This window comes from Coleofasciculus sp. C1-SOL-03 (genome assembly GCF_040220555.1).
Lineage (GTDB): Bacteria > Cyanobacteriota > Cyanobacteriia > Cyanobacteriales > Coleofasciculaceae > Coleofasciculus.
In genome coordinates this window covers 1-22,970 of record NZ_JAVJUO010000057.1, presented here as the reverse complement: position 1 = coordinate 22,970, position 22,970 = coordinate 1, and the positions used below count along the sequence as shown (strand labels likewise).

The 22,970-nt window shown below is 47.4% G+C and carries 25 protein-coding genes, 4 tRNA genes and 1 other annotated feature; of the genes, 20 read left to right on the top strand and 9 right to left on the bottom strand.

Annotated elements, in window-relative coordinates; all coding sequences use genetic code 11:
* The first annotated feature begins 256 nt into the window (after window positions 1-256).
* From RIE73_RS08225 to RIE73_RS08190, 8 genes are all read left to right on the top strand, one after another.
* Window positions 257-1,099 (top strand): TIGR02452 family protein, encoded by an 843-nt coding sequence (locus tag RIE73_RS08225; RefSeq protein WP_446400725.1) that lies wholly within the window; start codon window positions 257-259, stop codon window positions 1,097-1,099.
* Window positions 1,100-1,123: 24 nt separating this feature from the next.
* A tRNA-Arg gene (locus RIE73_RS08220) sits at window positions 1,124-1,196 on the top strand.
* 148 nt (window positions 1,197-1,344) lie between these two features.
* Window positions 1,345-1,423: a sequence feature (23S ribosomal RNA rRNA prediction is too short), on the top strand.
* Between the two features lie 107 nt (window positions 1,424-1,530).
* On the top strand, window positions 1,531-1,992 hold the full coding sequence (locus tag RIE73_RS08215; protein ID WP_446400724.1) for an NADAR family protein: 462 nt from the start codon (window positions 1,531-1,533) through the stop codon (window positions 1,990-1,992).
* A 53-nt stretch (window positions 1,993-2,045) separates the two neighbouring features.
* Window positions 2,046-2,118, top strand: a tRNA-Ala gene (locus tag RIE73_RS08210).
* A 5-nt stretch (window positions 2,119-2,123) separates the two neighbouring features.
* Window positions 2,124-2,198: transfer RNA gene (locus tag RIE73_RS08205), tRNA-His, on the top strand.
* Window positions 2,199-2,205: 7 nt separating this feature from the next.
* Window positions 2,206-2,292 (top strand) — tRNA-Ser (locus RIE73_RS08200).
* A 432-nt stretch (window positions 2,293-2,724) separates the two neighbouring features.
* Window positions 2,725-3,660, top strand: coding sequence for a COX15/CtaA family protein (locus RIE73_RS08195; protein ID WP_446400723.1), 936 nt, complete (start codon window positions 2,725-2,727; stop codon window positions 3,658-3,660).
* 167 nt (window positions 3,661-3,827) lie between these two features.
* Window positions 3,828-4,811 carry a heme o synthase gene (locus RIE73_RS08190; RefSeq protein WP_446400722.1) on the top strand — a complete coding sequence of 328 codons (984 nt, stop codon included), beginning with the start codon at window positions 3,828-3,830 and terminating at the stop codon, window positions 4,809-4,811.
* 46 nt (window positions 4,812-4,857) lie between these two features.
* On the opposite strand, the gene RIE73_RS08185 is transcribed toward RIE73_RS08190, so the two are convergent.
* Complete coding sequence (locus RIE73_RS08185) at window positions 4,858-5,520, bottom strand: phosphoribosylanthranilate isomerase (RefSeq protein ID WP_446400721.1); 663 nt, start codon at window positions 5,518-5,520, stop codon at window positions 4,858-4,860.
* Between the two features lie 124 nt (window positions 5,521-5,644).
* Here RIE73_RS08185 and psaK point away from each other — a divergent pair, with 124 nt between their 5' ends.
* The 6 genes from psaK (at window position 5,645) to RIE73_RS08155 (ending at window position 11,820) form a co-directional block, all read left to right on the top strand.
* Window positions 5,645-5,923: a photosystem I reaction center subunit PsaK gene (gene psaK, locus RIE73_RS08180; RefSeq protein WP_446400720.1), complete on the top strand. Its 279-nt coding sequence runs from the start codon at window positions 5,645-5,647 to the stop codon at window positions 5,921-5,923.
* 148 nt (window positions 5,924-6,071) lie between these two features.
* Window positions 6,072-7,271: a site-2 protease family protein gene (locus tag RIE73_RS08175; protein ID WP_446400727.1), complete on the top strand. Its 1,200-nt coding sequence runs from the start codon at window positions 6,072-6,074 to the stop codon at window positions 7,269-7,271.
* A gap of 603 nt (window positions 7,272-7,874) precedes the next feature.
* Window positions 7,875-9,455, top strand: coding sequence for a BamA/TamA family outer membrane protein (locus RIE73_RS08170; protein ID WP_446400719.1), 1,581 nt, complete (start codon window positions 7,875-7,877; stop codon window positions 9,453-9,455).
* Between the two features lie 318 nt (window positions 9,456-9,773).
* Window positions 9,774-10,340: a tRNA1(Val) (adenine(37)-N6)-methyltransferase gene (locus RIE73_RS08165; RefSeq protein ID WP_446400718.1), complete on the top strand. Its 567-nt coding sequence runs from the start codon at window positions 9,774-9,776 to the stop codon at window positions 10,338-10,340.
* Window positions 10,341-10,790: 450 nt separating this feature from the next.
* A complete protein-coding gene (locus RIE73_RS08160; protein WP_446400717.1) occupies window positions 10,791-11,081 on the top strand; it encodes a hypothetical protein in 291 nt (96 codons plus the stop codon).
* 124 nt (window positions 11,082-11,205) lie between these two features.
* On the top strand, window positions 11,206-11,820 hold the full coding sequence (locus tag RIE73_RS08155) for a glutathione S-transferase family protein (protein WP_446400716.1): 615 nt from the start codon (window positions 11,206-11,208) through the stop codon (window positions 11,818-11,820).
* Window positions 11,821-11,926: 106 nt separating this feature from the next.
* Here RIE73_RS08155 and RIE73_RS08150 read toward each other — a convergent pair whose 3' ends face one another.
* Window positions 11,927-12,232, bottom strand: coding sequence for a hypothetical protein (locus RIE73_RS08150; RefSeq protein WP_446400715.1), 306 nt, complete (start codon window positions 12,230-12,232; stop codon window positions 11,927-11,929).
* Between RIE73_RS08150 and cmoA the strand changes: the two genes are divergently transcribed.
* The 3 genes from cmoA (at window position 12,218) to cmoB (ending at window position 14,818) form a co-directional block, all read left to right on the top strand.
* Window positions 12,218-12,991: a carboxy-S-adenosyl-L-methionine synthase CmoA gene (gene cmoA / locus RIE73_RS08145; protein WP_446400714.1), complete on the top strand. Its 774-nt coding sequence runs from the start codon at window positions 12,218-12,220 to the stop codon at window positions 12,989-12,991. The two genes, RIE73_RS08150 and cmoA, sit on opposite strands and share 15 nt — an antisense overlap.
* Before the next feature lie 55 nt (window positions 12,992-13,046).
* The gene (locus tag RIE73_RS08140) at window positions 13,047-13,667 is read left to right on the top strand and encodes a hypothetical protein (RefSeq protein WP_446400713.1); all 621 of its coding nucleotides are present in this window, start codon (window positions 13,047-13,049) and stop codon (window positions 13,665-13,667) included.
* A 173-nt stretch (window positions 13,668-13,840) separates the two neighbouring features.
* Window positions 13,841-14,818: a tRNA 5-methoxyuridine(34)/uridine 5-oxyacetic acid(34) synthase CmoB gene (gene cmoB / locus RIE73_RS08135; RefSeq protein WP_446400712.1), complete on the top strand. Its 978-nt coding sequence runs from the start codon at window positions 13,841-13,843 to the stop codon at window positions 14,816-14,818.
* A 110-nt stretch (window positions 14,819-14,928) separates the two neighbouring features.
* Here the strand turns inward: cmoB and aroF are convergent, their stop codons facing one another.
* From aroF to RIE73_RS08105, 6 genes are all read right to left on the bottom strand, one after another.
* Window positions 14,929-15,987 (bottom strand): 3-deoxy-7-phosphoheptulonate synthase, encoded by a 1,059-nt coding sequence (gene aroF, locus RIE73_RS08130; protein ID WP_446400711.1) that lies wholly within the window; start codon window positions 15,985-15,987, stop codon window positions 14,929-14,931.
* Between the two features lie 63 nt (window positions 15,988-16,050).
* Window positions 16,051-16,554, bottom strand: coding sequence for a photosystem II biosynthesis protein (locus RIE73_RS08125; protein ID WP_446400710.1), 504 nt, complete (start codon window positions 16,552-16,554; stop codon window positions 16,051-16,053).
* Window positions 16,555-16,629: 75 nt separating this feature from the next.
* Window positions 16,630-16,899 carry a 30S ribosomal protein S15 gene (rpsO, locus tag RIE73_RS08120; RefSeq protein WP_446400709.1) on the bottom strand — a complete coding sequence of 90 codons (270 nt, stop codon included), beginning with the start codon at window positions 16,897-16,899 and terminating at the stop codon, window positions 16,630-16,632.
* A gap of 84 nt (window positions 16,900-16,983) precedes the next feature.
* Window positions 16,984-17,427 carry a Holliday junction resolvase RuvX gene (gene ruvX, locus RIE73_RS08115; protein WP_446400708.1) on the bottom strand — a complete coding sequence of 148 codons (444 nt, stop codon included), beginning with the start codon at window positions 17,425-17,427 and terminating at the stop codon, window positions 16,984-16,986.
* Between the two features lie 39 nt (window positions 17,428-17,466).
* Entirely contained in the window at window positions 17,467-18,702 is a 1,236-nt protein-coding gene (locus tag RIE73_RS08110; RefSeq protein WP_446400707.1) for a GNAT family N-acetyltransferase, read from the bottom strand.
* Between the two features lie 79 nt (window positions 18,703-18,781).
* Window positions 18,782-19,132, bottom strand: coding sequence for a hypothetical protein (locus RIE73_RS08105; protein WP_446400706.1), 351 nt, complete (start codon window positions 19,130-19,132; stop codon window positions 18,782-18,784).
* A 108-nt stretch (window positions 19,133-19,240) separates the two neighbouring features.
* Here RIE73_RS08105 and cruF point away from each other — a divergent pair, with 108 nt between their 5' ends.
* The 3 genes from cruF to RIE73_RS08090 all read left to right on the top strand — a co-directional run bounded on the left by cruF (window position 19,241) and on the right by RIE73_RS08090 (window position 21,791).
* Entirely contained in the window at window positions 19,241-20,167 is a 927-nt protein-coding gene (cruF, locus tag RIE73_RS08100) for a gamma-carotene 1'-hydroxylase CruF (RefSeq protein WP_446400705.1), read from the top strand.
* Between the two features lie 164 nt (window positions 20,168-20,331).
* Window positions 20,332-21,504, top strand: a complete 1,173-nt coding sequence (cruG, locus tag RIE73_RS08095; RefSeq protein WP_446400726.1) for a 2'-O-glycosyltransferase CruG — start codon at window positions 20,332-20,334, stop codon at window positions 21,502-21,504.
* The gene (locus RIE73_RS08090; protein WP_446400704.1) at window positions 21,477-21,791 is read left to right on the top strand and encodes a hypothetical protein; all 315 of its coding nucleotides are present in this window, start codon (window positions 21,477-21,479) and stop codon (window positions 21,789-21,791) included. The genes cruG and RIE73_RS08090 overlap by 28 nt, the downstream gene beginning before the upstream one ends.
* On the opposite strand, the gene rnhA is transcribed toward RIE73_RS08090, so the two are convergent.
* The gene (rnhA, locus tag RIE73_RS08085; RefSeq protein ID WP_446400703.1) at window positions 21,769-22,674 is read right to left on the bottom strand and encodes a ribonuclease HI; all 906 of its coding nucleotides are present in this window, start codon (window positions 22,672-22,674) and stop codon (window positions 21,769-21,771) included. The genes RIE73_RS08090 and rnhA overlap by 23 nt on opposite strands.
* Window positions 22,675-22,970 lie beyond the last annotated feature (296 nt).

Genomic DNA, 22,970 nt, shown 5'->3' with positions numbered 1-22,970 from the left:
CGTTAGTGGTGACCATCTAATTGAGTCCCTAAACCCGCCCCTACAATTGGTTTTGTTTTTCCGTTAGTGGTGAGGGCGGGTTTTGTTTTTCCGTTAGTGGTGACCATCTAATTGAGTCCCTAAACCCGCCCCTACAATTGGTTTTGTTTTTCCGTTAGTGGTGAGGGCGGGTTTTGTTTTTCCGTTAGTGGTGACCATCTAATTGAGTCCCTAAACCCGCCCCTACAATTGACGTATAAGGTATAAATTATTACTTATGAACAGGATGGCGATCGCGCAAGATACACTCAAGATTCTTGATGCTGGCTATTACGACTCTCCGACGGGTCAACGGGTTGATATTAATCAAGATTTAAACGCTTGTTTGGTGCAGACAAAATACTATGACCCAGACAGCCTCTCGACTCTTGAACAAAATGTTCTCTCCAGCACTCCTAAATTCTCTACAACTGAATTTGAAGTCAGAAATGAGACAACGTTAATCGGATCAGAACGCATGGCACAATCTCAACAGTTTCACAAGATTGGCGTCCTCAACTTTGCTTCAGCTAAAAACCCTGGCGGTGGCTTTATCAAGGGCGCACAAGCCCAGGAAGAAAGTCTAGCTAGAAGTTCTGCCCTTTATAAAAGCTTGTTAAAATGTCCAGAATACTATGAGTATCATCGTTCCCATAAATCACTCCTCTACTCAGATCGAATCATTTATTCCCCAGGTTGTCCAATTTTCCGTAACGATGATGGCACATTACTAGAGCAACCCTATTGTGTCGATTTCATTACAAGTCCTGCTCCGAATGCGGGTGCAATTTGGCGAAATCAACCGAAAGATGGTGCAAAAATAGGCGAAGTTTTGTATAGTCGCGGTGCTAAAGTCTTGAGTTTAGCCGTTTATCAGGGATGTGATGCGCTAGTTTTAGGCGCTTGGGGGTGTGGTGTTTTTCAGAATGAACCCTCAATGGTTGCCCAAATGTTTGCTGTTTTTTTATTACCCAATGGTCAGTTTTGGGGACAATTCAAAAAAGTGTTATTTTCTGTCCTTGATTCAACCCAACAAAAAAGGATAATCACCGAATTCCACAATCGCTTTTCAGCCGAATGACAAAGGACAGAGGACGAAATATAAGCCCCCATAGCTCAAGGGATAGAGCAGCAGCCTTCTAAGCTGAGAGTTCCAGGTTCAAATCCTGGTGGGGGCGTTTAAAACTGTTCAAAAAGGAGGTTATTTTCTTTGACTAAACAGACTGTGCGATCGCGCCTTGCGTGCCCTGACTTCTAAGAGCCTACATACTTAGTACGAGAGGAAGAGTAACGCTGTTCTATTAACAGTGGGCGTTTGAGAACGAGGAGTGCGAAGAACCCGATAGGTTGGCTTAGAGGTAGCCATCCTTTAAAGAGTGTGTAATAACTCATCGGCGGAGTCCTCTAGTAACTGAGAAGGCGCATCACAACGCTCTGGTAACTTGCACGCGAGGGCGATCGCACAATTACAAGACATTGAACTATAATAGTACAAAATTACTAAACAATAGTATGCCTGTCTACTTCTACAGCACCCGTGAAAAACCCTACGGTTGCTTTTCCAACTTCTCTCGCCATGGTTTTGAGTTAGATGGTTGTTGGTGGGCGACGAGTGAACATTACTTCCAAGCACAGAAATTTGTCGAGACGGATCGTCCTTGGTTCGACAAAATCCGCGAAGTGAAAACGCCTAAAGACGCTGCCAAGATGGGCAGAAGTCGGGAACACCCTATCCGGAGCGATTGGGAACAGGTCAAGGACGAAATTATGAAGCGAGGAGTTTTGCAGAAGTTTGAAACTCATGCTGATATCCGTGAGATACTTTTGGCGACAGGGGATGAGTTGATTGTCGAGAATGCCCCCAGAGATTACTACTGGGGATGCGGTAAAGATGGCAGTGGTAAAAATAAATTGGGAAAGATTTTAATGGCAGTGCGAGAGATATTGCGTCAACCCCTTACAAAGGACAAATGACAAATGACGAATGACAATCTCCACCGTTAGCTGTTATTGTGTCCACCCCCTTAGGGTCTGTAGTTCTAATGGGAGAACGCCTGTTTTGCACACAGGAGGTTGCGGGTTCGACCCCCGCCAGATCCATGATGGTGTCTGAAGCCAAAGCGGTCGCGGCGCTTGTTTGTGGAACAAGTCAGTAGCGGGTTCAAGTCCCGTCAGACACCCTTGAATGGAAGATGCCGCTGAATGGACGGCAAGCGGTCTTGAAAACCGTGGTACGGCAGCGATGTCGTAGGGGTTCGATTCCTCCATCTTCCTCTATCCACCGGAAGCCGAAAAGTGAGGCGCTGTGCTGATAACGCAGAGGTAGAAGGGGCAGTACCTTCCCGGTGGATTCATCCCTCTGCCAGTGGATTCTGGCACTGACACTACGAATGTCGGAGGCGGTGGTTCGATTCCACCCAGAGGGGCTTTCCCTCGCCTGCGGGATGCAGACCTGTCTCTCCGAAGGACGGTGACCAAGTTCGACTCTTGGGCGAGGGGTTTGATCAGGGAATGTAGCTCAATTGGCAGAGCAGTTAAACAGGAAGGTAGGTATTCTAAGGTGAGGCAGGGGTTGACACTCAACACTCCTCAATCACCAATAGCGCGTTATCGTGTGAGTAGTTCATCGATGAGAATGAGCTGTGCCTGAGTCTTGCTCATGAGTCGATACTCAGGATTTGATAAAGTGGATTAGGAAGGAATGCCATGACTGAATCCGTCCTTCATCAACATCGGATTGAATCTCCCGATCGCTCCCAAGCTAGGGATCGTACCCGCCGCCTGGTTTGGAAAATCGTGATCGCGACGTTGCTGTTGATGGCAGTAGGGAGTGCGACGCGGGTGATGAATGCTGGACTCGCTTGTCCTGATTGGCCCCTGTGCTACGGACAGTGGGTGCCCAGTCAGCAGATGAATTTTCAAGTCTTTTTGGAATGGTTCCATCGCCTGGATGCGGCGTTAATTGGCGTCAGTACAATCGCTTTAATGGGTTTATCCTGGTGGGATCGCCGTTTTTTACCCAAGTGGCTGCCTTGGGCGGCAACATTTGCCTTGGGTTTGATTGTGTTTCAAGGCGTCTTGGGTGGCTTAACCGTTACTGAACTGTTACGGTTTGATATTGTGACGGCTCATTTGGGTACAGCTTTGTTGTTTTTCTCCACCTTACTGACTATTGGTACTGCCCTGATGCCTTACAAGGGTACAGGAGCGGTAGGACGCTTACCGTGGTTGGGTTTGACCGCAGCTATTCTGGTTTACTTACAAAGCTTATTGGGGGGTTTAGTGGCGTCCCGGTGGGCATTACATCAATGCTTGGGCGCGTCTCAACTTTGCACTGTGATGAATAGTCACATTGCGGGTGTCGTCCCCGCGACGTTAGCTACGTTAATCTTGGTGATTGTCGCATGGCGCACACCTGCTCTCCATCCCCTGTTACGACAATTGGCAAATCTGGCGGGTGGATTAGTAATTTTACAAATTCTTCTGGGAGTGGCGACGTTTTGGTTACACCTACAGGTGGAACCCCTAACCGTATCCCATCAAGCCGTTGGTGCTGCATTACTGGGAGATTTGGTTGTCTTTACCGTTTTGGCATTACGCGATCGCACCACTGGGCTAACGGTAGAACACTCCAGCCTTTAGCATTGCTTCAAAACCCGCCCTGACTGTAGAGACGTAGCATGCTACGTCTCTACACCTCTCCCCACCTCTCCCCCATCTCCCCCGCCCCTACAGCATAAAAGCAGCGATTGTGTCAAAGTGTTAATGATTGTACATAGTGTTTCAACAAAAAGGAACTGGTGAATTTAATGATTGGGACAACTGTATCCCGTCAACATGAAAACTTCCGGCAAGTGATCCAGAGCTACTACCAACTCACAAAACCTCGCATTATTCCTCTGCTGTTGATTACGACAGCCGCAGGGATGTGGATGGCAGCTGAGGGGCAAGTTGATCCCTTTTTGCTACTCATTACTCTGCTGGGAGGAACCTTAGCCGCTGCTTCGGCTCAAGTCCTCAACTGCATTTATGATCGCGATATCGATTATGAGATGCTACGCACCCGTAGCCGTCCAATTCCCGCAGGGCGGATACAGACTCGTGATGCCTTGTTATTCGCGATCGCCTTAGCCTCGGCATCGTTTACCCTATTGGCTGTCTTTGCCAATCTTCTCGCCGCATTATTGGCGATGTCGGGCATTGTCTTCTACATGGGGATTTACACCCATTTACTCAAACGCCATACACCCCAAAACATCGTGATTGGCGGTGCAGCAGGTGCAATTCCAGCGCTGGTGGGTTGGGCGGCGGTGACGGGAGAGTTGAGTTTACCCGCCTGGTTACTGTTTGCTGTCGTCTTTTTGTGGACTCCCCCTCATTTCTGGGCGTTAGCTTTGATGATTCGCGAGGATTACGCCAAAGTCGGGATTCCCATGTTGCCTGTAGTCGCAGGTGAAGAGTCCACAACTCGTCAAATCTGGGTTTACACCTGGTTAGTTGTCCCCGCCTCGCTGTTATTCATTTATCCCTTAGGCGTATCGGGTGTGGTGTATGGTGCGATCGCGCTGGTGTTGGGGAGTATCTTTGTGCAAAAAGCATGGCAGTTATTACAAAACCCAACCGATAATCAACTGGCGCGAGGGCTGTTTAAGTACTCGATTCTGTACATGATGCTGTTATGTACTGGCATCGTGGTGGATAGTTTACCGATCACCCAGCAACTTTCGACGGCTTTAGCGGACAATTTACAAACCTTGGTGAGTGCGATCCCATTTTTGTCGTTTCCGGTTTAATGGGAATACGAATAACACGGTGGTTATTAAACAAATCCCTCGTCTTTTAGGTCGGGGGATTTTTTTCCAAATCAGCCAGAATTTTAGCCGTTATCTGTTCAAACAATAACGCCACCTGATCCAAATCTTTATCTCCGGGCGATCGCTCAACGCCACTGGATAGATCAATTCCATCGGGATGCAATCGTGTCAAGGCTTCGCCAATGTTCTCTGGGGTTAAGCCGCCAGCCAGAAACCAGGGTAACGGGGGATGAAATTCAGCTAGCGTTTCCCAGTTGAGAGTCTTACCCGTACCCCCTAGCATCTGGGGATGGTAAGCATCGAGTAACAAGGTATCGACACAATTGACATAGCGATCAGCTACCTGTAAATCGTCCGGTGTTTTCACCCTCAACGCCTTGATCACTTCCATCTCAGGTAAGCCTTGCCGCAATTGAGTGCAAAATTCCGGGGATTCATCTCCATGAAGTTGGATCGCGTTCAATCTGGCTTGGGTAACCGTGGCGCAGATTTCTGCAACGGAGGCATTGGCAAATACGCCAATCGTATCCACCGCTATTGTCAACGAATCGATGATCGACCGAATCTGAGTCGGGGTGACGTAACGGGGGGAAGCCGATACACAAACGAATCCTAGGGCGGTTGCACCCTGGTGCGCGATCGCTTGTCCTTGGTCTGGTTTGGTAATGCCACAAATTTTTACCCGCATCGATAGTCCCGTTCTCGTTTTCTCCGCAAATTGTTAAATATTACAACATTTTGTTAATTTTATCGCCAGAATTCTTTATTATTTTTGCACCTGTATGTGTTTATCAAGATGAGGAGAATATACAATGCTTAACATCAGCTTATTCGCGGCAGTTCAATCCTCCGTACCTCCAACCCCCTCATGGACACCCACCGTTGGGCTGGTAATGATTATCTGTAACCTGGTGGCAATTGTTGTCGGTTACTACGCGATTCAGAATCCGGGTATAGGACCCGATTTGCCCTTACCCAAACCCGCCATTTTCAAGCGTTTCGGTGTCACCGAACTGTTGGCAACAGCTAGTTTGGGTCATCTGATTGGCGCTGGCGTGATCTTGGGACTGACGAACGCGGGGGCGCTTTAAGGGAGATGGGAGAGAGAAACGACCATTGTTAACTGCAATTTAGTATCAGATCCCCGATGTTTTCAAGATGCCGGGGATCTAAAAGCTGATATCTTAAAAGTATTGAACCCCATCATTTAGGTAAACATCGCAGGAAACAAAACCCTTGATACAGTCAAATTGGCGAATTGGCTCATTATTCGGCATCCCCTTCTTTATTGACCCGTCGTGGTTTTTTATATTAGCCCTCGTCACCTTCCTGAAGGCGGGAAATTTCGATGCGAGTTTTCAGTCAATTTCCGCCTGGAGTCTGGGGTTGGTGATGGCGCTATTATTGTTTGCCTCGGTGTTATTGCATGAACTAGGGCATAGTTTAGTGGCGCGATCGCAGGGAATTAAGGTGAATTCGATTACCCTGTTTATCTTTGGCGGCGTGGCGGCGATTGACCGGGAATCCCAGACACCGGGGGAGGCTTTCCAAGTCGCGATCGCCGGTCCTCTGGTTAGCTTCTGCCTGTTTGGTCTATTTTATGGGTTAACTCAGGCATTACCCCCAGAAAACTTGGGCTATCTGGTAGCGGTGGATCTGGCGCGGATTAACCTGGTCTTAGCCCTGTTTAATTTAATTCCCGGATTACCCCTGGATGGGGGACAAGTCCTGAAAGCGGCAATCTGGAAGTTGACGGGGAGTCGCTTGCGTGGCGTGCGTTGGGCGGCACAAGGGGGAAAAGTCATTGGTGGGTTAGCGATCGCCCTATCTGTAGGACTGGCATTGTTGACCGGAGTCTGGACTGTCCTGTGGTTAGCGTTAATTGGTTCGTTTGTGTATCGTAATGCTGAGGCGTATGATCGGCTGACCATCCTCCAAGAAACCCTACTCCAGCTTCAAGCCGCTGATGCCATGACCCGCGATTTTCGCGTCGTGGATGCCACCATGAGTTTACGGTCGTTTGCCGATGAATATATTCTGGCAGATATGCAAACGGTCATGCCCTATTATGCCGCGTCAGAGGGGCGGTATCGCGGTTTAGTTCAGATCCAAGATTTACAAACCATCGAACGCAGTCGCTGGGAAACGGAGTCTCTGGAGAGTCTAGTTCACCCGTTATCGGAAATTGCCACGGTTGAAGAGAAAACCCCCTTAGTTGAGGTGATTAAGACGCTGGAAATTGGTCAGCGCAAGCATCTGACCGTCCTATCTCCCGCTGGTGCGATCGCCGGGGTGATTGACCGGGGCGATATTGTCCGGGTGGTGGCAGAGCGTTTAAATCTACCGATTTCCGAGGCGCAAATCCAGCAGATTAAGGCAGAGGGGAGTTATCCATCTTGGTTGAAACTGCCTGCGATCGCTCAAGCGACAACCTCGTAGCAGATTGTCATTTGTCATTCGTCATTTGTCATTCGTCATTTGTCAGAGTTTAAGGACTATTTATAGCGGTACTCAGACAGGTTAGGACATTCTTTACTGTTCCCTGTTCCCTGTTCCCTCTTGGACTAACCAATGTCCTAATGTATCCCCGTAGGGCTATACAGAAGTTTATAGTGTTGGGTTTATTTTCACCAATCTACCTAGATGCATTAAACGTGTTTTTTGTCAAACTACCCCCTGAGCAAGTTCCGAAAATTAGGTCATTGAGGTATGGTTGTATTATTTGAATTTTGCCGACGCTAGCGAGAAAAATGACGCAGAATTAATGCTTTCAAGTGTTAGAGTTAGCCAATTGATCACAAAATTCCTAAATTAGCATGATACATAAAAATTAATATATCATACTACAGCCAAAAAATAAGGTCAATATAGGCATGACCAGCGCCGTCTGCTGCCCGCCCTAAAGCGGCATTATCTTTATAAAATTAAAACATAAATTTTAAAGTAAAAAGTTTTGTTTATAGTAGCGCTTCCCCGATTGGCAATATACTAATAACATCGGTTGGGAAAACCGGAATTGGCACGTAGGAGGTAAGGTGGGTAATGGGGTTCTACCGACGGCGGCGCAAGTGGTTGATGCTTTCCCTAGTATTGGCTTTGACCAGTGCCGAATTAGTGGTGGCGGCATCGAGTCAGGGACAGGAAATAGACGCAGTTTCGCCAGTTGAGTATGGTTCATTTGTGGATAATCAGGGGATACCTGTCGAAGAGTCATTAAATCCCTCAGACCGCCAGAGGCGATCGCAACCGTTCCAGAAGCAGACGACTCTCCCCGATGTGCCTCAGCTTCCTCAATCACCAAGGCGTAATCCTATTCCTTCCAGGAGACCCGTTGCGATCGCGGATATCCAAGTTCGCTTTGTTGATCAAGCGGGTCAACCCACTCCCGGAAACACTCGTCCGTATATCATTACGCGAGAATTTGACCTGGAACCTGGAGACGTGTATCGCCCAGAGGTCGCCCAGCAGGGGTTAGAGCGAGTAACGGAGTTAGATAGTGTCGAGGATGCTACTCTTAGCCTCCAACAGACGAATCAACCCAATCAAATTGTCATGATTGTGAATGTAGTCGAGGATTCATCCTTTAATGTCACCGCTTTTCCCAGTGCCAGTCGGGCAAAAGGGATTTATGGGGTGTTGCGGTTAGAGGAGGAAAATCTGGGGGGAAATAATCAGAACTTGGCGTTAGAACTGGAAGGGGGCGAAGATACCCTAGGATTTGAGGTGAGTTTTACTGATCCGTGGATTGCGGGTGATCCGTTGCGGACGGGGTATAGTTTGGCAGTGTTTAATCAGCGTTCTCCCTCGGAGGTATTTATTGGTGGCGATCGCGACGTGGATTTGCCCAATGGGGAAACGCCGTGGGTGCATCGTTTGGGGGGAAGTGGGGAAGTGTTTCGTCCTTTGGGAGGGAATTGGCAAGCTGGGGTAGGATTATCCTATCAGCGGGTGTCGATTCGGGATCAGGCGTTTACCGATCAGGTGCAACCTGTGGATGAATTTGGTAATCCGTTGAGTTTGAGCGATCGCGGTCAAGATGATTTATTGACGGTGAATTTATCGGCGGTGCAAGATAATCGCGATGATACCGATTATCCCACTCAAGGGACTAATGTCAGAGTCGGGATGGATCAGTCGGTTCCTGTGGGTGAAGCCGATATTATTTTTAACCGTCTCAGTGGAAGTTATACCCAGTATGTTCCGGTGGAGTTGTTTGGGTTCACGACTGGCGATCAAACATTGGTGTTTAATCTTCAGGGAGGGACGGTAATTGGCGATTTACCTGCTTATGAAGCCTTTAACCTCGGCGGGGGGAGTTCCGTGCGCGGCTATCAGAGTGGGGAAGTGGGTGCAGGTCGGTCTTACCTGCAAGCTACGGCTGAATATCGGTTTCCGGTGTTTACTTGGTTAGGGGGTCGGATATTTGCGGATTATGCCACAGATTTAGGCTCAGGGGATACCGTTACTGGGGAACCGGGAGAGGTGCGAGATAAGCCAGGGAGTGGATTGGGTTATGGGGTTGGGGTGAGAGTGCGATCGCCCTTTGGTCCAGTACAGGTTGATTTTGGTTTAAATGATCAGGGGGATTCTCAGGTGCATTTGGGGGTAGGGGAACGGTTTTGAAGTTAAACGGTATGTAGATACTAAAATGGTACATTTGTCAAACGTTATCGTGTAGGGGCGGGTTTTACTGATAACATTTAGCAAAAACGGATAACTTGACTAAACCCGCCCTGCTTCAAAATTCACTGGTGATCCCACGGTTTCGACATTCAGAGTTCTAGATGCCAAATCTGAGTTAAATGCATGTAATATTTAGCAATAAAGAGTTACATTAAATCCCTATTTATGAAGATTCAGTGAAGATGTAATTTGACTGAAGTTTTACGAAACGGTTTGTTGGCTGATTTAAAGATGGTATTCACTTCAGTATCTAGGACAATGTCTAATCCTTACTTTCGCTTCAAGCAATTCACCGTCTTTCACGATCGCTGTGCGATGAAGGTGGGAACGGATGGTACACTGTTAGGGGCATGGACGGATATCACAGATGTACAAAGCATTCTGGATATCGGCACAGGGACGGGTTTGGTGGCGCTAATGTTGGCACAGCGATCGCAGGCGCACATCGACGCCGTGGAAATTGACCCAGAGGCTGGCATTCAGGCGCGGGAGAATGTGGCGAAATCACCGTGGCGCGATCGCATTCAGGTGTATCAGGGTTCTGTGCAAGAGTATGCCACGACTTGCTCAAAGCGGTACGATCTGATTGTGTCTAATCCTCCCTTTTTTGACAATGCCAGTAAAGCGTCTCACAAGGCGAGAACCGTAGCACGACATAGTGATTCTTTGAGGCAATTGGATCTATTACAAGTGGCGGAACAGCTTTTGGGTGAGAACGGTAGGCTAGCTGTAATTTATCCCACTGAGTCAGCCCAAATCTTCCAAGAAAAAGCCCAAGCCTTTGGTTTTTTTGCCCCAGGAAACTCTCGGTTAAACCAACTTTAGCTAGTCCAACCAAACGGATTGTACTGGAACTGGGGAAACATCAATTATCCTCTCAGGAAAACGTTCTCGCGATAGAAGCCACCCGACGGGTTTATACCCCTGAATTTATTAGCTTGATTAAAGACTTTTACTTGAACTATTAATCAAACTGTTTATATTTATAAGAACGGGTTAATTGTTAGAACTCTAGGTATGAGTCGGGTACATGTCAACTGTGTAGTGTCGTGGCACACCTAAAATGGTAGATTAGAATTGTAGGGGCGCAAGGCTTGCGCCCAGTTTAAACGTCAAATCTATTCCACAATTTTAGCTGTGTCAGTCCAGTAGGTTGGGTTGAGGAACGAAACCCAACGTTATTGATTCCAAATTTTGGATTGTGAAACTCGTTACCGAGAATCAGTCTAACTTTAGGCTGATGAGAATTCTGCCAATCATAATCAAACTAGAGATATGTGGAATAATCAAAATCCCCCAGAATTCGAGCATGACGGCTTTCCCCATCCCCAACGAGATGGGGCTGATGAGACATCTCCAGACACTGAACAGGAAAGCCTTGACCCGAATCTATCGCCAGAGCATATAAAAGCGACAAAAAAATCTCTGAAGCGCATCTATATTACTCTCCTGATTATGGGTTTACTTTTAGGAGGATTGGTATCTGTAGGGGTTGTCATTGCCCTTGATCGCATGGGATTGACAGACGCCCCAGCAGATGTGGAAGAGACGGAAATGCCCTATTAAGCCGAATGGCGCTGAAAAGCGTGCATTTTGGAGTCGCCGAAACCCCTGATATACCGTAGGGTGGGCATTGCCCATCAACAGGAGTTACGCATTGATTACCAACCGGAATGTCGGGAGATATCTAATGAATAGAATATTGTATTATCATCAACAATCCCACTTTTCTCGGAAAATCCGAATCCTGTTAGCTGAGAAAAATATAGAGTGCGAACTAAGAGAAATCAATTTGCTTGATAAGCCCCCAGAATTTATCAATCTTTCTCCTATTGGTAAAGTCCCTGTGTTTGTCGATGAAGATGGCACGGTGATTTGGGATTCTACATTAATTGCGGAGTATCTAGACGAAACCTATCCACAGCCGAGGTTTTATCCCAGTGAGCCTCGGACACGGCTTGAGTGTCGTAAATGGGAAGAACTCGCGGATTATTTAGGTGATACTATCATCAATTTATGGATACTAAATTTGAAAAATAATTTCACCGATACTCGTTATCGGACAAGATTAGAAACGTCAATTAATCGCCTTTTGCCAGTTTTTGATCAACAATTGGCTAAGTCTAACTACTTGTTAGGGGATGAAACCTGGACAGCCGCCGATGTAGCTGGCTTATGTTCCCTAGGCTACTACAGTTTGCGCCTGGATGAAGATTGGCAATTAAAATATAGTCACTTAAGAGATTGGTTTAAGAAGTTACACGAACGCGACTCGGTTCAGTCAACAGTTCCTCAAAAAAGTTAATGTACTTACCCTTTTTACTGCCTGGATGAAAAATAATAACAAGGAAGAGGTTAATGAGTAATTTTTTCTAGGGGAACAGTCAAAAGCGTGATTAGCTGTTCGGCATTTAAACCTTCATGTCAATAATGGCGAAATCCTTGACGTAGTGTGAGCCAGCAAGCTCACTACCCATTCCCATTGCCGGAGCGCGATCGCGCCCGAATGCTATACTATCTTCTACCGTCCTAGACTGTACTCGTCCGAGTGGGGAGGGCGGGTTTTGTTGTTCATTTATTGGTGAGGAGGGCGGGTTTTGTTGTTCCGTTATTGGTGGATATTTGAATTGAGTCCCTAAACCCGCCCCTACAGTCCCTAAACCCGCCCCTACAGTTCTTAAACTCGCCCCGACAATTGACTGATGAATTACGACCAACTCGATCCAGAACTTTATCATACAAAACTTTATCTGAGTCCTGAAAAAGATGAACTCTTTGAAAAAGGAGTGTGGCCCAAACCATTTGCTTTTAACCAGGATGTGGTCAATGTTTTCGATAATATGATATCCCGTTCCGTGCCTCTGTATCAAGAGGCGCTAACCTGTGCCGCTCATTGGGCGAGAGAGTATTATCAACCGGGAACCCGGATTATTGATGTGGGTTGTTCTACGGGAACATTTTTGGAATTACTGGGGCGTTTCTTGAAGCAAAACGCTACATTGGTTGGGATTGATAATTCTCAACCTATGCTAGAGAAAGCACGGCAGAAGTTAGCTCAACTTCAGCCAATACATCAAATTGAATTCATCTGTGACAAGGCAGAAAATTGTTCTTTTGAAAATAGTAGCGTCGTTGTGATTAACTACACGTTGCAATTTTTGCCGCTACAGGTGCGCCAACTCTTGCTGCGAAGTATCTACGAGGGATTGGTTCCAGGAGGTTTACTATTCGTAAGTGAAAAGGTCAAGTCACCCTATCCCCAATTTCAAGAGACAATCACCCGACACTACGAAGCCTTTAAAGCGCATAATGGCTATGCCTGTACTGAAATCGAACGTAAAAAGGAGGCGCTAGAGAATGTGTTAGTGCCGTTAACAGAAGCCCAGCAGGTGCAAATGTTGTATGATAGTGGCTTTAAGAGCGTTGATTCACTGATTAAATTACATAACTTTATTTCCTGGGTTGCTCTCAAATAAGAGATGATTTATACGCATAAATTAATTGTATCTGGATAGGAGGAGAGCAGCCTGTATGAGTTACCGAGAATTTACATGGTCAAAGGCGAAACAGGATTTTGGGTTACAGACGATTGAGGGCGATCGCTTTTTTCCAGTTTTGCCCGAAGTGCAACCGAGTTCGCTTTTACAGGAAATCCTGAAGCGCAATATTCCCTGGGCGATCGCGGTTGGCAATGAAAAAGCCCGCTCTGAGGCAATTATTAATCCAATTCTGTTGGAAGTTAAGCAAATATTAGAGAAGAAAATTAGTGTTTTTTCAGGAGAAGAATTCAATGTAGACTCCGAAGCTGGACTCAATGGCACTTGTGACTTTTTGGTCAGTCAATCACCCGAACAAATTGCGGTAGAAGCTCCAGTTTTGGTTGTGGTGGAAGCGAAAAAAGAAGACCTTAAGCGAGGGATGGGACAGTGTTTGGCAGAAATGGTGGCGGCGCAGCGTTTTAACCGGGCGAATCAACAAGTAATTCCCACGATTTATGGCAGTGTGAGTACAGGAACAGCTTGGCGATTTCTCAAATTAGAGGATAGTACCGTTACGGTGGATTTGACGGATTATCCTGTTCCTCCAGTTGAACAGGTACTCAGCATTTTAGTTTGGATAGCCAGTAACAATTATGAAAAAGAAACGGATTAAGTGTAGGGGCGGGTTTAGGGACAATTGTAGGGGTGGATTTAGGAACTAAAATCAAATATCCACCAATAAATGTTTAACAAAACCCGCCCTTATTCATGTAAAAGCTTCTCTACGTTTTAATAGTAAGACACAGAGATTCTCTGTACATGGTGCTTTATTTAAATGAATACACAATGATAAATCCTGAGTTTGGTTATATATCTCCTGATTATCTAGAGCGCTACCCTGAAACCTTAGCACGAGAGGCAATTTTATCGGTACGTCAAGAGCGACAATCTAAATTATTCACTCCCCAAATGAGTCAGTACCGAGAAGCGGTGCAGGCGGTTCAGGATATCCACAGTGATTGGTATGACTTCTCTGATGCTGTGGTTAAAGTGGGTCATGCTGAGGAACTCACCACCGCACAACAGCAGCGATTGTATCACTCACTGCAAGCCTTTTGCCCTTGGAAAAAAGGACCCTTTGAACTGTTTGGGATTACCATTGACGCCGAGTGGCGTTCTGACTGGAAATGGGCGCGAATTTTGCCCCATATTCAGTCCCTGAAAAATCGCCGAGTGGCGGATATTGGCTGTCACAATGGCTACTTTATGTTTCGCATGGCGGATCAGGAACCAGAGTGTGTGATTGGGTTTGAGCCAGTTCCTCAGCATTTCTGGAACTTCCAGCTTATCCAAAACATTGTTCAGCAACCAATGCTGACGTTTGAGTTATTGGGAGTTGAGCATATTGATTTTTATCCGAATTTCTTTGATACAATTTTTTGTCTAGGCATTCTTTACCATCATCGAGATCCGATTAATTTGTTGGGTAAATTACGGCAAGCGTTAGCACCAAAAGGTGAAATTATTATTGATTGTCAGGGAATTCCTGGGGAACTTCCTGTGGCGTTGACTCCCCGTAAGCGCTATGCTCAAGCACGGGGAATTTGGTTTTTACCCACCCAATCCTGTTTGGAGAATTGGTTAGTACGGGCTGGCTTTAGTCAAATTCACTGTTTCTTTGCCCAACCCTTGTCTGTGCAGGAACAGCGCCGCACGGCTTGGGCAACTATCGATAGTTTACGCGAGTTTCTGAATCCGGATGACTTATCAGTAACGATAGAAGGGTATCCTGCACCCTGGCGCTATTATGTCATTGCCCGTTAAGGGAGGGGAAGCAATGTTCCAGATGTGCTATGGCACGTCTTCTTGCCGAATCAGATAACCAGGGCACGGCATTGCCGTACCCCTAGGATATCACTGATATTCTCCAAGAATTACGCCATTGCCATCACGGGTTCGTGCCAACGTCCAACAGCTTTACCAATCACTGCCATTTCCTGAACTAAGCTATCAAAACGATCCGGTGTCAGGGATTGGGGTCCATCGGATAACGCTTTAGCTGGATTGGGGTGTACCTCAATCATCAACGAATCCGTCCCGGCTGCGATCGCGGCTTTTGCCATTGAGGGTACATACTCAAACCAACCCGTACCATGACTGGGGTCAATCATGATCGGTAAATGGGTGAGCGATCGCAAGACAGGTAATACCGATAAATCCAGTGTATTCCGGGCATACTTCCGGTCAAACCCCCGGACACCCCGTTCACACAGAATCACATTAGGATTCCCGCCAGCTAAAACATACTCCGCCGCCATTAACCATTCATCAATGGTTGCCGACATTCCCCGCTTCAACAACACGGGTTTATCCTGTGCGCCTACTTTTTTCAACAGGGAGAAATTCTGCATATTGCGGGCACCGACTTGCAGCACATCGGCTACCTCGGCAATTTTCTCCACATCGGCTGTATCCATGACTTCGGTAATGATTCCCAAACCCGAAGCCTCCCGTGCGGCGGCGAGTAAGCCTAAGGCGCTTTCTCCATGTCCTTGGAAGGAATAGGGTGAAGTCCGAGGCTTATAGGCACCCCCCCGTAAAAACTTAGCGCCCGCCGCTTTGACCCGACGCGCCGTTTCCACAATCATCTCTTCGTTTTCTACCGAACAGGGACCGGCTACCAGCACCACTGGATGATGTTCCCCAAAGTAAACGGGTCCATCGGGTGTTGATACCACCACCTCGCCAGCTTCCCAGTTACGATACTCACGGCTTGCTCGTTTAAAGGGTTTCTCAACCCGCAGCACTTCTTCTATCCAGGGGCTAATTTCCTGAATTTGCAGCGGGTCTAAAGCCGCCGTTTCACCGACTAGACCAATAACAACCTTGTGTTTACCCACAATCGGTTCTGGCGTTAGACCCTGTTCACTGAGTTCCTGACTAATGCGGTTGATTTCGGCTTCTGGAGAGCCGACTTTCATGACGACAATCATAAGTTTTAATGTTTAAGTTTTCAATGTGATTGGGGAAGGGATAGGTTTTGACCGAAAAAAGAGCTAACTTTTTTTCGCCTCTCTCGCCTCACGCCATGCTGATGTGAGTCGTCCTAGGTTGGTTGTGAATTCTTGCCAACCGAGTAAGGTGCCTGGACTATCTTCTTCCCAGGATGCTGAAAGAACACCATAGCTTAATCCCAACACACCTAAGCCAAAACATCCCATACTCACCAGAACTACGGCAACATTGGGTAAATTGACCTCCCAGTTGACCACTAGCAGATAGCTGACTACAAATGAGAGAATGCCCAATACTGTGGGAATACCACAGAGTAACGCCATACGGCGCACCATACGCTTACTCACCTGATCCGGGATAGTCATGGACTCAGGAGTAGAAGCCTGGGTTTTTTTGGGTTTCCCTTCAGCTTGACTGGCTGTGGGTTTTCCTGGGGATTTTGCCTTAGCGTTATTGGCTACAGGTTTCCCTTGTGATTTCGACTTTTTCTTTCGCTTTTGATTCGGCTCAAAGGGTAAAGGGTTGCGAGAGGGTTCATCAGACATAAGCTTGAGTCGGTTATAGCGGTTAAAACGCATTATTGGGTACAGACGTTGTATGCAACGTCTCTACAACAGTGTTTATCCGCGAATACCTAAGCGTTTAATCAAAGCTTGGTAATGTTCAGGATCGCCTTGACGCACGTAACTGAGTAGACGCTTGCGTTGACCAATCATCTTTAAGAGTCCCCGACGGGAGGCATGATCCTTTTTATTGGCTTGCAGATGCTTACTCAAGCGACTAATGCGATCGCTGAGCATGGCAATTTGCACATCTGCCGAACCTGTATCAGTGTCGTGAATCTGATAGCTGTCAATAATTTCTTGTTTGCGTTCTTGGGTTAAAGCCATGGATAAACAGTCGTTGGTATAATCCAGCAGTTTTTGATCATATCATTTTTCCTGATTCCTGGTACTCGCTCTTGGAGAAGCCAGCTATAGGGTTTCTGGTTCACGGCTTGAGCGACGAGTATCTAGCCACTGCTGAAGTATAATAGCTGCGGCTTTGCGGTCAATCAGAGCTTTATGGCGAGAGGGCGATCGCTTTTCGGCGTGAAGTAACTGTTCGGCTTCTAAGGACGTTAACCGCTCATCTACATATTCTACGGGTAATTCTAGGGCAGCGCTCAAGCGACGGGCATAGTTTTGCACCCGCCGCGCTTGGAATCCCAGTGTTCCGTTCATTGAATAGGGTAATCCCACAACCAGAACTTGAACCTGGCGTTGTTCAACCAGTTCTCGGAATTGGGAGACATCCTGATTAAAGGATGTCCGCTTGATTGTGGTTAAACCTGTAGCAATTAAGCCAGTACCATCGCATCCAGCGACACCAATTCGCTTACTACCAACATCTAAACCCAAGGCTGAGATTTTCTGCATCGTTTCAGTTAAACCTATGTCCGGGCGGGTTTTACTCCCCTACTCAGCATTTTTCGAGTTACCTGGAGGTTGAATGTCCTTCTCTTTTTTTGACGAGGAATTGGTTCCATTGGTTTTAGATGCGGCGTGAGGTTGTTTGGAGAGGGATTCCCACCAGGAGATACGGCTGGGGATGGGAGTACGGGCTGGCTGGAGTCCCTGAAGCACTTCTGATAACTGTAACCCTTCTAATTTCTTAGCTTCCCGGATTTTATGCCAGACTGAACGAGACATGAGCAAACTATGCTCGATTCTCTGGGCTTCTAACTGTTCCAGATAGTCTTCTCGTTCTGGTTGATAGTCGGCTGACGCCAGATGCAAAGACTGGGCGGGATATTGTTGGGTAATCCACGCCATTTGGGAGAATAACTCGGGATACAGGCAAGTGTAGGCAGGGTGAACCGTGAGTTGGGCTTCGTGCGCTCGACTCCCATCCCGACAAAGGGTGAGTTGAAAATAACCAATTGCTGCTTTCCGCTGGGATTCAAACACATAAGCACTAATCACTTCAGTGCGATTGAACCACTGTTGTAGCGTCGAGACAAGCGATCGCATAAATCCTGTTTTAAAATCCTCGATGTGACGATCAAACACTTGACGCACTAACGGCGGCATGGATGCTGTATCAAGTTGATACAATAGCTGGGCATCCGCATTACTCACCGGGAGCAAGTTCGGCAAATCGGGTTCGCGATCGGCTAAACTCCCTAAGGTTTGAGCAGAAATTGACCAATATGTCAACTGCGCTAGGGGTTGAAATCCATTGTGCCGATACAGTGCCAGGGTATCTTTATTGTGGATATTGACTTCTAGTAACCAGGTGCGGGCTTCCCAGATCGTCTCGAAGCAATGACGCAAGAGTGAGGAGCCTATGTCGAGTTTGGCGGGTTTACTACCGGGTTCAGGAGAGGCATCGGGGGCAACTAACACCTGTTCCACGCGCCAAGTACTGCGAGTCCGATTAAAGGGCGAGACTTTAATTAATCCTCGCAGTCGCTGAAATTGTTCAGCCACATAGAAACAAAAATCATACTGGCAAGGATTCGGAAACCAATTCAAAACCATCAGCAGCCCATACCAGCGCCGAAGCTGCTGAAGTTGGCGAATGAAGGTTAACGAGCAACTATTACACTCCGTATCTGTGGCTTGAGTCGTAAGCTGCTCAATTCTCTCCAAATCGCCGTATTGAATGGGGCGAATGACAGTCTTCGTGTTTTCCGGAACAGGTGAAGTCATGTTGAGTAAAGATGCTAGGAAGCCAACAGTAGACAAGACCAAGTTTTTTGCACTGTAGTATACAGCGACAAGATTCAGGTTACTGTCCTGCCAATATATTAACGATTTTCCCAGTCTGTTCATGGGGAACATGGAATAGGGAATAGGGAACAGGGAACAGGGAATAGGGAACAGGGAACAGGGAACAGGGAATAGGGAACAGGGAACAGGGAATAGGGAACAGGGAATAGGCAATAGGCAATGGGCAATAGGCAATAGGCAATAGGCAATAGGTAAGGTAGAGTTTTGAGTTAACTTCCTCTGCTCCCCCTGCTCCCCCTGCTTCCTCTGCTTCCCCTGCTCCCCCTGCTTCCCCATCTCCCCCATCTCCCCCATCTCCCCCATCATCACTAGGGACTTTTTTCGTAAACATTTGTAAACTATAAATCATTGTTGCTTGTATACTCGCAAACAACCATTGCCTTGCCGCATCTGAATCGGAATGCTGCGTCTTGCCGCTAGAACAAGTCTGGGGTTTTCACCATTTTAGGAGTTTTTCATGAACCAACTGATCAAAATTGAGCGCTTTTTGTTGATAGGTCATATCGGGGCTATGGCATTTGGACTGGCAGGGCTACTGCTGGTGTTGCCTCACCCCGAATGGATTATGAGCTTACCGCCACAGGGACAAACCCTATTTCAATGGTCAATGGCTGGGGGAGGAGTCGTCTATATCATTTTAGGAACAGCAGCCGTTGCAATTTATGCCTACCGAACTCTGGGACTGTGGCAATGGTTGACGTTCATGATTCCTGCTATTGTCATTTCCTTGACCAGTGAACTCCTGGGAACGAGTACAGGTTTTCCCTTTGGACACTATGGTTACTTAAGTGGCTTAGGCTATAAAATCGCGGGTCTTGTGCCGTTTACGATTCCCTTATCCTGGTTTTATTTAGGATTGGTGTCTTATCTATTGGCTCGTGCGGGGTTAGAGAGTAGAGTGGGGACGAATCAATCACTGAGTTGGTGGCGTCACTTGGGTGCGATCGCGATCGGTGCTGTTTTACTCACGTCTTGGGACTTTGTACTTGATCCCGCCATGAGCCAAGCCTCTGTCCCTTTCTGGTTATGGGAGCAACCGGGTGCCTTTTTTGGGATGCCCTATCAAAATTTTGCGGGCTGGTTAGGAACAGGTGCTATCTTTATGGCTGTCGCGGCTTTATTTTGGCAGAAAACGCCAATGGCATTGTCTAGACGCCAATTGGGATTGCCCTTAGCCGTTTACCTGAGCAACTTTGTTTTCGCGGCGGTAATGAGTATCGGTGCCCAAATATGGGTTCCTATCGGTTTAGGGATCGTGTTAGGCGTTGTTCCCGCCGTGGTATTGTGGCAGATGGCAACAGTGACACCGACACCCAACACCCTAGAACAAGGACAACGCGATCGCACTCCAGAGGCGAAAGTACCTGTGGCATCTATTAAGTAATTTGTCATTGGTCATTGGTCATTGGTCATTGGTCATTGGTCATTGGTCATTGGTCATTGGTCATTGGTCGAGAAGTCGGGGCGGGTTTAGTTAAATCTGGGTGCAACCGAAAAGATAGTAGTGAAACCCGCCCCTACACAATTTCCCCTGCTCTCCTGCGTAGAATGGTAGTTGCCCTAATCCTGTTACTAATCCAGATTCCCGCTACTTTAATCCTGCTGTCGCGCCTACTCAAAGGTCCAGGACGTCGTCCTCCTGTAGAAGCCAAGTCCCCTACCCCCGATCAGGTGGGGGCAGTTAGTGTTTTGGTGCCGACTCTCAATGAACGAGAACGCCTTAATCCTTGTCTAACAGGATTAAGTCAACAAAGTTACGAAGTACGCGAAATTATTGTGGTGGATAGTCACTCCACTGATGGCACACGGGAGTTAGTCAAAGATGCCCAAATCCAAGATCCGCGATTTCGGCTGATGACTGATGACCCATTGCCACCGGATTGGGTGGGACGCCCTTGGGCGCTGCATCAGGGCTATTTGCACAGTTGTCCCGATAGTCAGTGGATTTTGGGCATTGATGCGGATACGCAACCGCAACCGGGATTAGTGGCGGGATTAATTGATATTGCTGAAACCTTAGGGTTTGACCTGGTATCTCTGTCACCGCGATTTATTCTCAAGTATCCGGGGGAATGGTGGCTACAACCAGCGCTGTTAATGACATTAGTCTATCGATTTGGTCCAACAGGGATTACCAGTAATTCCGCTGAACGGGTGATGGCAAATGGGCAGTGTTTTTTGTGTCGCCGACAAGTTTTAAGCCAACTCGATGGGTATAGCAGTGCCAAGGGTTCATTTTGTGATGATGTCACCCTAGCGCGGTATGCCGCCAAACAGGGATTTAAGGTGGGATTTTTGGATGGTGCGAATGTGCTGAAAGTCCGCATGTATGAAGGCGCTTGGGCGACTTGGCAGGAGTGGGGGCGATCGCTCGATTTAAAAGATGCTTCGAGTCCGGGTCAACTCTGGAGTGATGTGTGGCTACTGCTGAGTACCCAGGCATTGCCTCTACCCGTGTCTTTCGTCGTTTTGGTGAGTTTGAGCCTCGGCATCTGTTCACCCGTCCTTATGGCTGTCCTAGGGTTAAATCTAGGATTATTGGTGATGCGCTGGGCATTAGTGGGCGCGATCGCTCGTTCTTATGATTTCACTCCATCTTCCTCCCCCGCCGCTTGGCTATTCTGGCTTTCACCTCTGGCTGATCCCTTAGCTGTGCTGCGGATTTTCTTGTCAGCTAGGCAACAACCGAAACAGTGGCGGGGGCGGATTTATGGCAGTTAGAGATGGGAGATGGGGGTGCAGAAGGGCAGAGGGGCAGAGAAGACAAGGCAGATGGGGAATCAATTCAAAAGTTGATCAGGGCGGGTTTTGAACAAACGTTATTACTCAATAGCGATAAAGAAAGTTCCATTACCCACCCCTACAAATCAGGGGTCAACACTCAAAACGTAGTCAGGGCGGGTTTTGAACAAAACGTTATCATTAACGGCGAGACGAAAGTCCCCAAACCCGCCCCTACACACTCAACATTTCCCCAATCCCTAATTACTCTTCATCGGCAGATTTAAATTGGTCTACTCGTTCTAACTGCCAGAGAATCTGATTGCCTTCACGCCGCACTCGCGAGACAATCCAGTTGCGCCAGGGCCAATGATCTCCCCGACTGGTGACGGCACTGGCATTGATATCCATTAAATCGGCGAGTTCGGAACTACTAATCAAATAGCCCTCACCAGCGATTTCATCAGCAATGCGTAGGGTTTCGATTAAGTTGCTTAGTTGGGCAACTCTTACTTCGCGGGGTAACTCCTCATTGGAACTGTTGGGTGAATCGGGTATTTCTATCATGGGTTTTTCTGATGTAGGAAGGCTCGATGGTACATCTTTGTAACCTACATCAAAAGTGGTCTTTTCATCTGATACCCCTGTTACGGGTGTCTCCTGGGGTAAGGTGGGAGAGGTGGAATTCCTTACTTCTACCAGTTGTGTTAGTCTGGGAAGTTTGCCCTTGGCAAAGGCAGTCGCAATTTGATCACAACGTTCGTTGCCTTGATTACCACTGTGTCCCCGTACATATTGCCAAGTGACCAGGGGAGAATTGACCGCATCCAGTTTTTCCCATAAATCTTGATTTAAAACGGCTTTTCCCTGAGAGGTTTTCCAGCCTTTCTTTTTCCAGCCCTTAATCCACTTGGTAATGCCGTTCTTGACGTATTCGCTATCGGTATAGAGGGTAATCGGCTGTGTTTGTCCAGATTTCTGAAGCAGGATCAGGGCTTCAATCGCGGCTAAGAGTTCCATACGGTTATTGGTAGTTTGTGCCGTAGCCCCCCCAATTTCATGCACAGAACCATCGGTAAAATAGACAACTGTACCCCAGCCACCGGGTCCGGGATTACCAGTACAGGCTCCATCGGTATAAACACTTTTGATTTGACGAGTTACAGGCATTGTTTTGGATTATGATTAGACTCCTAACTGGTTGTAGCAGAGTTCTTACCCTATCGACACAATGGGGGGTTAAGGGGAAGCTGGGGAGGCTGGGGAAGCACTACCTGTAGGGACACGGCATTGCCCATCCGTATCAACTTAAGCTCAACCCCTCTCCCCCAGCTCATAAGGGTAGGTTTTTTAAGATTGGGGTTGAGGTAAGACTTAGAAGACAGGTAGACCAGTAGACAAGGAAGAGTGAGAACGAAAAATCGGGCGTTTCGGCTTTTAGAAGTGAGTTTGACCGAACAAGATTC

Coding starts and splice junctions, on each gene's coding strand:
- cruG (WP_446400726.1), top strand. CDS start 20,332: ATGGTAGTTGCCCTAATCCTGTTACTAATCCAGATTCCCGCTACTTTA.
- RIE73_RS08125 (WP_446400710.1), bottom strand. CDS start 16,554: ATGTCTGATGAACCCTCTCGCAACCCTTTACCCTTTGAGCCGAATCAA.
- cruF (WP_446400705.1), top strand. CDS start 19,241: ATGAACCAACTGATCAAAATTGAGCGCTTTTTGTTGATAGGTCATATC.
- RIE73_RS08140 (WP_446400713.1), top strand. CDS start 13,047: ATGAGTTACCGAGAATTTACATGGTCAAAGGCGAAACAGGATTTTGGG.
- cmoA (WP_446400714.1), top strand. CDS start 12,218: ATGAATTACGACCAACTCGATCCAGAACTTTATCATACAAAACTTTAT.
- RIE73_RS08170 (WP_446400719.1), top strand. CDS start 7,875: ATGGGGTTCTACCGACGGCGGCGCAAGTGGTTGATGCTTTCCCTAGTA.
- RIE73_RS08185 (WP_446400721.1), bottom strand. CDS start 5,520: ATGCGGGTAAAAATTTGTGGCATTACCAAACCAGACCAAGGACAAGCG.
- RIE73_RS08215 (WP_446400724.1), top strand. CDS start 1,531: ATGCCTGTCTACTTCTACAGCACCCGTGAAAAACCCTACGGTTGCTTT.
- RIE73_RS08160 (WP_446400717.1), top strand. CDS start 10,791: ATGTGGAATAATCAAAATCCCCCAGAATTCGAGCATGACGGCTTTCCC.
- cmoB (WP_446400712.1), top strand. CDS start 13,841: ATGATAAATCCTGAGTTTGGTTATATATCTCCTGATTATCTAGAGCGC.
- RIE73_RS08105 (WP_446400706.1), bottom strand. CDS start 19,132: ATGATTTATAGTTTACAAATGTTTACGAAAAAAGTCCCTAGTGATGAT.
- aroF (WP_446400711.1), bottom strand. CDS start 15,987: ATGATTGTCGTCATGAAAGTCGGCTCTCCAGAAGCCGAAATCAACCGC.
- psaK (WP_446400720.1), top strand. CDS start 5,645: ATGCTTAACATCAGCTTATTCGCGGCAGTTCAATCCTCCGTACCTCCA.
- ruvX (WP_446400708.1), bottom strand. CDS start 17,427: ATGCAGAAAATCTCAGCCTTGGGTTTAGATGTTGGTAGTAAGCGAATT.
- rpsO (WP_446400709.1), bottom strand. CDS start 16,899: ATGGCTTTAACCCAAGAACGCAAACAAGAAATTATTGACAGCTATCAG.
- RIE73_RS08195 (WP_446400723.1), top strand. CDS start 2,725: ATGACTGAATCCGTCCTTCATCAACATCGGATTGAATCTCCCGATCGC.
- RIE73_RS08225 (WP_446400725.1), top strand. CDS start 257: ATGAACAGGATGGCGATCGCGCAAGATACACTCAAGATTCTTGATGCT.
- RIE73_RS08190 (WP_446400722.1), top strand. CDS start 3,828: ATGATTGGGACAACTGTATCCCGTCAACATGAAAACTTCCGGCAAGTG.
- RIE73_RS08110 (WP_446400707.1), bottom strand. CDS start 18,702: ATGACTTCACCTGTTCCGGAAAACACGAAGACTGTCATTCGCCCCATT.
- rnhA (WP_446400703.1), bottom strand. CDS start 22,674: ATGCCTGTAACTCGTCAAATCAAAAGTGTTTATACCGATGGAGCCTGT.
- RIE73_RS08155 (WP_446400716.1), top strand. CDS start 11,206: ATGAATAGAATATTGTATTATCATCAACAATCCCACTTTTCTCGGAAA.
- RIE73_RS08165 (WP_446400718.1), top strand. CDS start 9,774: ATGTCTAATCCTTACTTTCGCTTCAAGCAATTCACCGTCTTTCACGAT.